11 protein-coding genes are annotated in these 12,505 nt (G+C 37.9%); 5 read left to right on the top strand and 6 right to left on the bottom strand.

The window, feature by feature from the left end; translation table 11 throughout:
• Positions 1-31: 31 nt before the first annotated feature.
• From AQF98_RS03050 to AQF98_RS03030, 5 genes are all read right to left on the bottom strand, one after another.
• Positions 32-1,150, bottom strand: a complete 1,119-nt coding sequence (locus tag AQF98_RS03050; protein ID WP_055130434.1) for a M42 family metallopeptidase — start codon at positions 1,148-1,150, stop codon at positions 32-34.
• Between the two features lie 74 nt (positions 1,151-1,224).
• Complete coding sequence (locus AQF98_RS03045) at positions 1,225-1,635, bottom strand: GNAT family N-acetyltransferase (protein ID WP_055130433.1); 411 nt, start codon at positions 1,633-1,635, stop codon at positions 1,225-1,227.
• Between the two features lies 1 nt (position 1,636).
• The gene (locus AQF98_RS03040; RefSeq protein ID WP_055130432.1) at positions 1,637-2,806 is read right to left on the bottom strand and encodes an MFS transporter; all 1,170 of its coding nucleotides are present in this window, start codon (positions 2,804-2,806) and stop codon (positions 1,637-1,639) included.
• A gap of 73 nt (positions 2,807-2,879) precedes the next feature.
• Positions 2,880-4,421, bottom strand: a complete 1,542-nt coding sequence (locus tag AQF98_RS03035; RefSeq protein WP_055130704.1) for an acyl-CoA carboxylase subunit beta — start codon at positions 4,419-4,421, stop codon at positions 2,880-2,882.
• Between the two features lie 73 nt (positions 4,422-4,494).
• Positions 4,495-5,730 carry a hypothetical protein gene (locus AQF98_RS03030; RefSeq protein WP_055130431.1) on the bottom strand — a complete coding sequence of 412 codons (1,236 nt, stop codon included), beginning with the start codon at positions 5,728-5,730 and terminating at the stop codon, positions 4,495-4,497.
• A gap of 198 nt (positions 5,731-5,928) precedes the next feature.
• Between AQF98_RS03030 and AQF98_RS03025 the strand changes: the two genes are divergently transcribed.
• The 3 genes from AQF98_RS03025 to AQF98_RS03015 all read left to right on the top strand — a co-directional run bounded on the left by AQF98_RS03025 (position 5,929) and on the right by AQF98_RS03015 (position 8,603).
• On the top strand, positions 5,929-6,270 hold the full coding sequence (locus tag AQF98_RS03025; protein ID WP_055130430.1) for a hypothetical protein: 342 nt from the start codon (positions 5,929-5,931) through the stop codon (positions 6,268-6,270).
• An 88-nt stretch (positions 6,271-6,358) separates the two neighbouring features.
• Positions 6,359-7,963 (top strand): SulP family inorganic anion transporter, encoded by a 1,605-nt coding sequence (locus AQF98_RS03020; protein WP_055130429.1) that lies wholly within the window; start codon positions 6,359-6,361, stop codon positions 7,961-7,963.
• Positions 7,964-7,967: 4 nt separating this feature from the next.
• A complete protein-coding gene (locus AQF98_RS03015; RefSeq protein ID WP_055130428.1) occupies positions 7,968-8,603 on the top strand; it encodes a carbonic anhydrase in 636 nt (211 codons plus the stop codon).
• A gap of 125 nt (positions 8,604-8,728) precedes the next feature.
• Here the strand turns inward: AQF98_RS03015 and pruA are convergent, their stop codons facing one another.
• The gene (gene pruA / locus AQF98_RS03010; protein ID WP_055130427.1) at positions 8,729-10,360 is read right to left on the bottom strand and encodes an L-glutamate gamma-semialdehyde dehydrogenase; all 1,632 of its coding nucleotides are present in this window, start codon (positions 10,358-10,360) and stop codon (positions 8,729-8,731) included.
• A 129-nt stretch (positions 10,361-10,489) separates the two neighbouring features.
• Between pruA and AQF98_RS03005 the strand changes: the two genes are divergently transcribed.
• Both AQF98_RS03005 and AQF98_RS03000 read left to right on the top strand, forming a co-directional pair.
• On the top strand, positions 10,490-11,125 hold the full coding sequence (locus tag AQF98_RS03005) for a TetR/AcrR family transcriptional regulator (RefSeq protein ID WP_055130426.1): 636 nt from the start codon (positions 10,490-10,492) through the stop codon (positions 11,123-11,125).
• Between the two features lie 43 nt (positions 11,126-11,168).
• A complete protein-coding gene (locus AQF98_RS03000) occupies positions 11,169-12,503 on the top strand; it encodes a TolC family protein (protein WP_235524161.1) in 1,335 nt (444 codons plus the stop codon).
• Positions 12,504-12,505: the final 2 nt, after the last annotated feature.

Raw genomic sequence — 12,505 nt, 5'->3', positions numbered from 1 at the left:
CAGTAGCACCCAATTTTAGTGCTTTCTGTTTTTACTTAAATTCTCTAAAATCTTGATCAGCCTTAATGTTCAATAAACTTTCGTAAATTAAGCTGATCACATTGTCGACATCTTCTTTATGTACCATTTCTACTGTTGTGTGCATGTAGCGCAAAGGTAAAGAGATCAATGCCGAAGGAACTCCGCCATTTGAATACGCAAAGGCATCGGTATCTGTTCCGGTAGAACGAGAAGAAGCCTGACGTTGGAAAGGGATATCGTTTTTCTCCGCTGTTTTGATCAGCAATTTATTCAAATTGGTTTGTACTGCTGGTGCATAAGAAACTACCGGACCTTTACCACATGATAAATCACCTTGTGTAATTTTACTGATCATTGGGGTAGTGGTATCGTGTGTTACATCTGTTACGATGGCCACATTCGGTTTAATGCGTTGCGCAATCATTTCGGCACCACGTAAACCAATTTCTTCTTGTACCGAGTTAACGATATATAAAGCAAATGGGAGTTTTTTCTTGTTTTCTTTTAACAAACGAGCTACTTCGGCAATCATAAAACCACCAGCACGGTTATCTAGCGCACGACCCACGTAGTAACGGTCGTTTAAAACCATAAATTCATCTTCGTATGTAATGACGCAGCCTACATGGATGCCTAATTTTTCTACTTCTTCTTTGGTAGTACAACCACAATCTAAAAAGATGTTTTTTAAAGCAGGAGCTTCTTCTTTTTCGCCACTACGAGTGTGGATGGCTGGCCAACCAAAAACAGCTTTAACCATGCCTTTTTCTGTATGGATATTTACCCGTTTAGATGGTGCAATTTGATGATCAGAACCACCATTACGAATCACATAGATCAAACCATCACTGGTAATGTAGTTCACATACCAAGAAATTTCATCGGCATGTGCCTCAATTACCACTTTATAGCTGGCTTTTGGGTTAATTACCCCAACTGCAGTGCCATAATTGTCTATAAAATGCTCGTCGATATATGGTTTTAAATAATCTAACCAAAGTTTTTGACCTCCCCACTCATAACCAGTTGGGGCGGGGTTGTTGATATAGGCTTCTAAAAACTGTAATGATTTTTTGGTCACTACTGGAACGTGTTTTTTCTTATTTTCTTCTTCTTTTTTCTTTGCCATAGTTAAATATAATTACACCAATTTATGATTAAGACTACAAATTACACAAAGTTGATCTTTGATCTACCTTATGTTTAAACTATTTCTAGCTCCATTTTTACGAAATCGAAACCACTTGCGGTGTAGGTTTGGTCCGTTTCGCAAAAGCCAAATTTAACATAAAATTCTTTTGCATTTACACGGGCATTGCACCAGAGTTTTGTCAGTTTTTGAACTTTACAAAAATCGATGAGGTAAGTTAACAGTTGCGAACCTAGGCCGTGGTGCTGTGCCTCTGGCAAAACAGCAAACTTTCTAAACTGTCCAACACCATCCGTTACAAATAATGAAACAACACCTGTAAGTTCATAATCTACATAAATGCCAAAATGAATCCCATCAAAATCATTTTCGAGCTTTACAAAATCGTAAGGCTTTTCTGGATACATGGTTAAATGCCGAATGCGCCAGGTAAGTGAGGGGAATATTTGTTCTACCACTGCCACCTTATGCCACAGATTTAAAGTTTTTATTCGAATAGAATTTATAAATCAACATGTTCAGGATAATAATGGCAGTAATTCCGTAACAGAACATGTTCCAACCACCCATATCCCAAAGCCATAAACCTAAAGCAGAACCACAACTGGCTCCAATAAAACTTACCGACATAAAAATGGTATTTAACCGATTTCTAGCTTCAGGAATGAGCATGTAAATTCGGGTCTGGTTAGTTACATGAATGGCCTGTTGACCAATGTCGATCAATACAATGCCGATTACAAAAAGATAAAGATAACTTCCTGTAAAGTAGAATAAGGCCACACTAACAATTTGAAGAATGAAACCAATCATCAAATTTTTACGTGGATTACCTGCATCACTTAATTTGCCTACCAATGGTGCAGCCAATGCTCCTGCTGCTCCTGCAATGCCAAATAAACCGATTTGTAAGGTCTGGAAACTGAATGGTGGATTTGCCAAAAACAAAACCATGGTAGTCCAGAATGCGCTGATGATGGCAAAAGCCAAAAAGTTGATGATGGAAGTCTCTCTTAAAACAGGTTGGGTTTTGATATAACCAAACATAGAGTTCATCAACTCTTTATAAGTACCTTTAAAAGAGGGGTAGCTCTGCGGAAAACGTTTAGCCATTAGTGCAATTAACAAAACGCAAATGCCTGCAGCAATAAAATAAACCGCCCGCCAGCCTAACCAAAAGCCAATACTGCCACTTACTGCTCTTGAGGCCAAAATACCGACAAGCAAACCGCTCATAATGATCCCAATGTTATGCCCACGATTTTCGTCGTTACTTAAATTGGCTGCCAAAGGCAAAATCAGTTGGGGTACGATAGAGCAGGCGCCAATTAATACACTAGCCACTTGTAACAGTAAAAAAGTGTGGGAAAATGCAGCAATAAGTAAGGCCAATATGGCTAATCCTGTAATGATCAGGATCTGCTTTTTGCGCTCAAACATATCACCCAACGGCACCAATAGGAATAAGCCTAAAGCATAACCAGCTTGAGTGAGGTAAGTAATCCGCCCGGCAAAAGTTTCGGTTAAATTAAACTCTTTGGCCACCAAAATCACTAAGGGTTGGCAGTAATAGATATTTGCAACGATAAGGCCAGTACAAAAGGCCATTAATAAGATATCGGCTCTCTTTAACATTGAGGTATGAGGTTTAGGGTTTAAGGTGTAAGGTTGCAAAGAGCCCTAAGCCCTATACCTTACACCCTTTGCCTTATAATGGGATATTCCCGTGTTTTTTTCTAGGGTTGTTCACCACTTTGTTCTCTAGCATTTTAAACGCTTTGATCAGCTTGATGCGTGTTTGTGAAGGCTCAATTACTTCATCAACAAAACCACGTTCGGCAGCACGGTAAGGATTAGCGAAAATATCAGAATATAATTTCTCTTTTTCCAACCATTTCTCTTGCGGGTCTTCGGCTGAAGTGATCTCTTTTTTAAAGATGATTTCTGCAGCACCCTTGGCACCCATTACGGCAATCTCGGCAGTTGGCCATGCATAGTTCATGTCGGCACCAATATGTTTAGAGTTCATTACATCATAAGCACCACCATAAGCTTTACGGGTAATTACCGTAATACGAGGTACCGTTGCTTCGCTAAAGGCATATAAGAGTTTAGCACCATTGGTAATAATTCCATTCCACTCTTGATCTGTGCCAGGTAAAAACCCAGGTACATCTTCGAGAACCAATAATGGAATATTGAAACAATCGCAAAAACGGACAAAACGTGCAGCCTTTGTGGATGAGTTGCTATCTAAAACCCCAGCCAAATAGGCAGGCTGATTGGCTACGATTCCTAAACTTCGGCCTGCCAAACGGGCAAAACCAACCACCATGTTTTCTGCATAGTCTTTGTGCACTTCTAAAAAGCTATCGGTATCAACAACTGTAGAAATTACATCTCTAATATCATAAGGTTGGGTAGCATTTTGAGGCAGAATCTCATTTAAGGCTGGGCGATTTTCGTCTCCAATTTCATAAGGCAAGCTAGCAGGCGTTTCTTCGCAATTTTGTGGCATGTAGCTCAATAATTTTTTAACATGGCCAATGGCTTCCAATTCGTTGGCACAAGCAAAGTGGGTAACCCCAGATTTGGTAGCATGTGTAACGGCTCCACCCAATTCTTCTGAGCTTACTTCTTCATGGGTAACTGTTTTTACCACATTTGGGCCTGTTACAAACATGTAAGAGGTATTTTCGACCATTAAAATGAAATCGGTAATGGCAGGAGAGTAAACGGCACCTCCGGCACATGGGCCCATAATGGCCGACAATTGAGGGATAACACCCGATGCCTGCACATTGCGGTAAAAGATATCTGCATAACCACCCAATGAAACTACACCTTCTTGGATACGTGCACCACCACTATCATTTAAGCCGATAATTGGCGCCCCATTTTTAGTGGCCATTTCCATTATCTTACAAATTTTTTCGGCATGTGTTTCTGAAAGCGAACCACCAAAAACGGTAAAATCTTGAGAGAAAACATAAGTTAATCGTCCGTTAATTGTGCCATAACCAGTAATCACGCCATCACCAAGATACTTTTCACGCTCCATTCCAAAATCGGTGCTGCGGTGGGTAACCAACATGCCAATTTCTTCAAAGCTGCCTTCGTCCATTAAAAAATGGATACGTTCTCTAGCGGTTAGTTTTCCTTTTTTATGTTGACTATCTATTCTGGCCTGTCCGCCACCTAAATGTGCTTTTTGTATTTTATCTTGTAAGATTTCTATCTTATTCTTCATTGTATTTAATTTCTTTGATAATAAGCTGTAAGAATTGCAATAACTTAATTTTTGGCCAATTTTAAAAATAATATTACCAACGGTACTGCAAACGGGTGGTAAAGACATTGTCTTTTAAATCGCTTTGGTATGCTGATAAAGCGGTACCATCATTCACCACATGTTCATTATAAACCGTTAGTTTTAATCTGCTGTTTAACGAGCAGGTAAGGCCATAGCCTAAAGTGCTATATTTAATATCACCTGCTGTGGTATTGTTTCCTGCTAGGCCGATGTTGCTTTCACTAATGTCAGTATTTGGATCATATACATCATAAGCCAATAAAGCGGTAAACCTACTTTTAGCAATTTGCTGGGTTAACCAGAAATAATAGCCGTTAAAATGACGGAGGTATAAATTGGTTAGCGGCTGCGTAGCAAAACTCTGACTGGCATAAGGCCCTGCAATGCTGGCAGAATTGGCCACTCCAGGTTGTGTACCTTCTACATATTCGGTTTTAAAAGTGGTGGTGCCAAAACTATTGTCGTATTGTAACTGTAGGTTTGCACCAAAATATTCGCGGTTAAGGTTTTTACCAACATTGTCTGAACTTGTGTTCGTGGTAAAACTTCCACTTTTTTCCTCAAAATAGGTATCGGTATTGCTGCGTACGGTGCCCTTGTAGATAGAGCCACCAAAGGCAACATGGAATTTTTTGTTGGCCAAACTGTCAAATTTGAAGTTTAAATTGGCAACGACATCTTTTTTAGAATCGTAATCTCTTGCAGATAAGCCGCTTCCATTAACTACTGCCAAATCGGCAATTAAGAACTTGGCAATTTTCTTCGGATGGAAAGTCACCATTGCTCCCAAATCCCTTTCTCGGGGCATTAAAGTTTGAAATACCCTTGCTCTCTCCGGAAAGTCTCTATAACCTGAAGAATAAATGATTGAATAACCAAACGGACGGTTAAATAAACCTGCAGTAAATAGGAAGTCATTAACACTTGGCGCATGGAGCTGTATAAAGGCATCCATCAGGTTAACACCGTTTTGGGTAGCATCAATCTGAAAAACGATGCTCGAATATTTATCAACCCTATCAATTTTAAGCCTTCCTCTACGGATCATGAAACGACTATCACTATTTGGTGAGAAATCTCCACCAGAAAAGGAGGTAATGCCAGCAGATTGTGCCTTTTGAAATTGGGTTTGCAGATAACCAGTGATCTTAATGTCATGAAGATCATAAGATGATGGCGCATTGTTGTTTTGGGTAAACCCTAGAAATGGGCAAAAGAGAAGAAATAAAATAAGATATTTTTTCATCAAGGTAAACTTTTGTTTCGAGGGGTGAAATTACGGTTATTACCTTGTTAATCTTATAATTTTCTTTTTTTTAACTAATGGATAATAGCACCTTTTTGTAAAAATCTCGTTTTAATTTACAATTTAATTACGAATTTATTTGTCAGTTTAAGGGTTTTGGAACTATTTTTGAAGAAATCAAACAAATTTAAAAGATTTATGTTTTTGAGAAAATACCGTATACTTATAGTAATTGCCTTTATGGGCATCTTTACTGCAAAGATGGTAATTTCTGGTGCCCCTGTATTTTTTGCGCATTTAGACAAGAGTTTAATGAATGCCGTAATTATGCAGCTTGAAGTAGAAAATCATGGAGATGATAGTGGTGCCAAAGGCAATGTCAAATTTGCCGATCATAAATTAATGTTTCATCGTTGTGATTTAAGTTATGTACCTGTAGTAATCGATTACGGGATTGACAATAGTTTTATAGATCATTTTCGGAGATACGTAGATCCTTATCATCCACAAGTTCCAACACCGCCGCCTAACTTTTCTTAGTTTTTATTTTATTACCTTCAATCATGCATTCTATTTTGCATGCGGTAATATGATGTCTTAAAAATTATAAAATTTAACGCATAGTGTCATGGAAAATAATAATTCGACCTCTTCTAGGTTCGAAGTGAAGAAATATATATTAAAAAAGAATTTAAAACGCGATCTACCATCAAGTGTAGTAGTGTTTTTGGTAGCCTTACCTTTATGTTTAGGTATTGCATTGGCCTCTGGTGCGCCGCTATTTGCAGGTTTAATTGCAGGTATCGTTGGTGGTATCGTAGTAGGTTTTGTAAGTGGATCGCAGCTTAGTGTAAGTGGTCCGGCTGCGGGATTAACCGTTATTGTTTTAGGTGGTATTGCTCAATTGGGCAGCTATCAGACCTTTTTGCTTGCTTTGGTTTTGGCGGGTGTTTTTCAATTGGTGCTCGGCCTTATTAAGGCCGGCACTATTGGGAATTACTTTCCATCAAGTGTAATCGAAGGGATGTTGGCCGCTATTGGATTGATCCTTATTTTAAAACAATTGCCGCATGCCTTAGGTGTAGATAGCGATTTCTTGGGAGATGAAGAATTCTTTCAAGGAGATAAAGAGAATACCTTTTCTGCTATTGGCAATGCCTTGAGCCACTTTAGTTTGGGTGCCATTGTGATCAGTTTGTTATCTATTCTGATTTTGATCTTTTGGCCAAAAATTAAAAAGGTAAATGTAGTTCCTGCTCCTTTGTTGGTGGTTATTTTGGGTGTTGGACTAAGCTTAGCTTTTCAACAAACAGATTATGCACTAAGAGCAGAACAGATGGTAAACATTCCAATTGTAAATGGTTGGGGAGAGTTTTTAGGTCTGTTCAATACACCAAATTTTTCTGCCATTGGCAATAAGGAAGTTTGGATTGTGGCAGGTACCATTGCTATTGTAGCAAGTTTAGAAACCCTTTTAGGGGTAGAGGCAGTTGATAAAATCGACCCAATTAAACGTGTTACGCCAACAAATAGGGAGTTATTGGCACAAGGTGTCGGAAATATCACCAGTGGTATGTTGGGTGGTTTACCAATGACTTCGGTTATTGTGCGAAGCTCTGCCAACGTAAACTCGGGTGCAAGAACAAAAATGTCATCTATTATTCATGGCTGTTGGTTGTTGTTGTCATTATTGTTTATCCCTGGGTTAATTAACATGATCCCGTTGGCGTGTTTGGCAGCTATCCTTTTGGTTACAGGTTATAAACTGACCAGAATTTCGCTATTCAAACACATGTACCATAAAGGTTGGGACCAATTTTTACCTTTTGTAATTACTGTAGTTGCAGTAGTATTTACCGATTTATTAAAAGGTGTAGCAGTAGGTATGTTGTTCTCTATATTTTATTTATTACGCACCAATATGCGTAACCCATACTTCTATAAAATACAAGAAGAGGGAAATAAAAAGAATATCAGGATCAAATTGGCAGAAGAAGTGTCGTTTTTGAATAAAGCCGCAATTCAGGTTTTATTAACTGGCATACCAAATGAAACAAATGTAATTATTGATGGCTCAAACTCGAGGTATATAGACCCCGATGTATTGGAGACCATATTTAATTACAAGCATAATGCTTATACTAAAGGCATTATCGTAACTTTAGAGCACATTAGAAGTCATTATACTGTGCCAAAATTAAATAAAAATATTGTAGAAGAAATTAATAACTAAGATAATGAAGGCACATACTTTAGAAACACAAACAACAATTACCCCAGAAAGAGCATTTGAAATACTTAAAGAGGGTAATGAAAGATTTGTACAAAATTTAAAAGCCAATAGAGATTTACTAGCACAAGTAAACGATACAAGAGCAGGACAATGGCCATTTGCAGTAATATTAAGCTGTATTGATAGTAGAACTTCTGCCGAATTGATCTTTGACCAAGGATTAGGAGATATTTTTAGCGTGAGAATTGCTGGGAATTTTGCAAACCAAGATATTTTGGGTTCTATGGAATTTGGTTGTAATGTTGCAGGATCTAAATTAATTGTTGTTTTAGGGCACTCAAAATGTGGTGCTTTAAAAGGAGGGTTAGACGCTGCTGCAATCAGAGAGACAGGAATGGAAAATCTTAGTCATTTAGTAGATCATTTTACTCCAATTATTGATGGAATTATTACCGATGGAGAAGAACGTTCGTCGAAAAATAGTGATTTGTTGGAAAGATTGAACGTGCAAAATGTAAAACAAACCATAGCGGATATCCGTAACCAAAGCGCTACATTAAACCAACTGGAAAAAGATGGGAAAATAAAAATAGTAGGTGCCAATTATGATGTCGAAACTGGCATTGTAAGCTGGTTATAGTATTTTAATGCCATTAAAAAAAAGCCTCCAATTTGGAGGCTTTTTTATTTAGAGTGTAAATCCAAAAATGAATTCCCAGCCATGTATGGCTTTTTTCGTTAAGCTTAAAGTCTTTTGCTTTAAGCTTACTCCGCTAAAAAAGGATAGCGATAATCTTTTGGTGGATCGAAAGTTTCTTTAATGGTACGTGGAGATACCCAACGCAATAAATTGATCATCGATCCGGCTTTATCATTTGTACCACTACCTCTAGCACCACCAAATGGCTGCTGACCAACTACTGCTCCAGTACATTTGTCGTTGATATAGAAATTACCAGCCGCATTACGTAAACGTTGTGTAGCTTTTTCTATCGCATAACGATCTTGGCCAATTACTGCACCAGTTAAAGCATAAATGCTAGTGGTATCTATAATGTCTAAAGTTTTTTCGAAGTCTTTGTCTTCATATACAAACACAGTTAAAACTGGTCCGAACAACTCTTCACACATGGTGGTATATTTAGGGTCGTCAACTACCAACACAGTAGGTTCAATGAAATAACCTTTACTCTTGTCGTAATTTCCGCCAGCAATAATTTCTACACCACTGTCTTTTTTTGCAGCATCAATATACTTAGCTAAGCTATTGAAAGATTTTTCGTCGATAACTGCATTGATAAAGTTACTAAAGTCTTCAGTTGGGCCCATTTTAAAGGTCGCCAAATCACGAAGCATAAATTCTTTGATCTGTGGCCAAACGCTTTTAGCAATATAAACTCTCGAAGCAGCAGAACATTTTTGTCCTTGATATTCAAATGCCCCTCTAATAATTGCGGTGCTAGAAACTTCTGGCTCTGCAGAACCATGGATCAGAATAAAATCTTTACCGCCAGTTTCACCTACAATACGTGGGTAGGTTTTAAATTTATAAATGTTGTTACCAATTGTTTTCCAGATATCCTGAAACACACCAGTTGAACCTGTAAAGTGGATACCTGCAAAATCTGGATGAGAGAAAATAACATCTCCAGCATCTGGACCAGAGGCATAAACCAAATTAATTACTCCATCTGGTAATCCTGCTTCACGGAAGATTTGCATTAAAACATTAGCAGCGAAAATTTGAGTGTTTGCGGGTTTCCAAACTACCACATTGCCCATCATGGCTACAGAAGTAGGTAGATTGCCAGCAATTGCAGTAAAGTTGAATGGCGTTAAAGCAAAAACAAATCCTTCTAACGGACGCTGCTCTACTCTGTTCCAACTGCCACGTGGAGATACTGGTGGTTGTTGTTTATAGATTTCAGACATGTAGCTCACATTGAAACGCAAAAAGTCAATCAGCTCACAAGCAGAATCAATCTCTGCCTGATAGGCGTTTTTGCTTTGCCCCAACATGGTGGCTGCATTTAATTTATAACGGTATGGTCCGGCAATTAGATCTGCAGCTTTTAAGAAAATTGCAGCACGATGTTCCCATGCTAAATTTTCCCAATCGCTTTTTGCCGCTAAGGCTGCATCAATTGCTTGGCTCACATGATTTTTAGTTCCTTTACTGTAATTGGCCAATACATGTTGATGGTCATGTGGAGGGGTGATCTTACCCGTTTGTTCGGTATAAACTTCTTCACCACCGATATACATAGGTATGTCGATTACTTTAGAGCGAGCATCAGCTAATGCTGCTTTTAATAATTCGCGTTCTTTACTTCCTGGAGCATAACCCAAAATGGGCTCATTAACAGGTGCTGGTACGTTAAAAAATCCTTTAAGCATAAATTAAGTTCTTGTTTTTACAAAGATAGGTTTTTTGTTTTGAGGCAAATCTATTTAATTGTCAGAAAAAGATGAATAATATTTGCATTATTAACACCGTTAATTATATTTGCATTGTTATTATTTGTTATGGGAATAAAAGAGAGAAAAGAAAAGCACAAAGAAGAACTCAAACTGAAGATTTTAGATTCTGCAAAGAACTTGTTTTTAAAGCAAGGTTACGAAGCAACTTCTTTAAGGAAAATTGCAGAACAGGTTGAGATTAGTCCAACTACCATTTATCTCTATTATAAGGATAAAAGCGATATCATCTATGCTTTGCATCAAGAAGGATTTAAAATGCTTGGTGCACAATTTATAGTGTTGCTACAAGTAGAGGATCCATTTGAAAGGTTAATGGCTATGGGTAGAATTTACATGGCTTTTGCTTTAGAAAACCCTGATTTTTATGAGCTAATGTTCATTATGAAAGAACCTTTGGATTTTGTAGAGAAACATTGTGGTAGCGAATGGGAAGAAGGAGAATTTGCCTTTACAGCTTTGGTAAATACGGTAGCAGCTTGTAAAGCTGTAGGATATTTTAAGCAAGTAGAGGTTAATAATATGGCTTTAAATATCTGGGCAATTATGCACGGCCTATGCAGTTTGAAATTACAGGGGCATTTAGACCATGTGGCAAGTGCACATGTAACCGTTCCTGAAAATAGTACCATTCTGGATGAAGCATTTGATAGCTTGGTTTTGATTTTAAAAAGTTTAAAATAATTTTATGTTAACACTGTTAATGAATAAAATAAAAATAGGGTTGATGTCAACAACCTTAGTCGTTTTAAGTTTGAATGTGAAGGCGCAGGTTTTAGTTGATGACTATATCAAAGAAGCGTTTAAAAATAACATTGTACTACAGCAAAAAAATATCTCCTTAGAAAAGGCACAATATGCTTTAAAAAGTGCTAAAAGTTTGTTCTTGCCTACCATTGCTTTTCAGGGTGGGTATCAGACTGCAGATGGAGGTCGGAATATTCCTTTGCCATTGGGCGATTTACTGAACCCAATTTACAGTACACTAAACCAGATGACTGCTACCAACAAGTTTCAGATGTTAGAGAATCAAAGCATCGATTTTTTGCCAAAGAATTTTTATGATGCAAAAATTAGGACAACTGTTCCAATCATCAATTCAGATTTGGTGTACAACAAACGCATCTCTGAACAGCAATTGGTTTTGAAGGAAACAGAAGTGTTAATTTATAAAAGAGACTTGGTAAAGAACATTAAAGTTGCCTATTACAATTACCTCAATGCATTGCAAGCAGTAGAAATCTATCAATCTAGTCTGCAATTGGCCAATGAAGGACTTAGGGTAAATACCAAATTGTTAGAAGGGGGTAAAGGTTTGCCTGCCTATGTGTTGCGTTCGAAAAGTGAGGTCGAAAATATCAACGCACAATTGGTAGCTGCCGAACAACAAGTGGTTAATGCACAATTGTATTTTAATTTTTTATTGAACAGGGGTGCCGACGAAAAAATCAATTCAGACAAAGCTCAAATAGATGTAGCTAAAGTTGAAGGACAGCTGCTTGATGTACCAGTTTCAAATAGCCGAGAAGAACTGAAGCAGCTAGAGCAGGTAATTGCCATTAATAAAAATGTATTGAAAATGGACAATCGATTTGCGGTGCCAAAACTGGGAGCGTTTTTCGATCTGGGCTCGCAAGCTGAGGGCTTTAAATTTAATAGCAACTCTCGTTATTACATGTTGGGCCTGCAATTGGATATTCCAATATTTGCCGGAAACAGAAATACATTAAAGATCAAACAGACGGTTTTGGATGTTGAAAATGCCGAACTCAATGCAAATCTGGTCGCTCAACAATTAAATCTAACCAAAAGAACAGCACAAAATAACCTAAAGTCGGCCTATCAAAACTACCAGTCATCGTTGAAACAATTTGAGGCGGCTTCGAGCTACCAAAGATTAATAGACAAAGGATACAATGCTGGTTCAAATTCGTTTATCGAAACCATTGACGCCAGAAACCAATTGACCACAACACAACTCTTTACCAATATCTGCAGGTATAAGCTATTGTCAGCTCTTGCCGAACTAGAACGAGAAACCGCAACCTACCAAATTAATTAGAC

Origin of the sequence: Pedobacter sp. Hv1, assembly GCF_001412215.1 — a bacterium.
GTDB lineage: Bacteria > Bacteroidota > Bacteroidia > Sphingobacteriales > Sphingobacteriaceae > Pedobacter.
The sequence above is the reverse complement of the archived record's forward strand: the minus strand, read 5'-3'. Positions and strand labels throughout refer to the sequence as shown.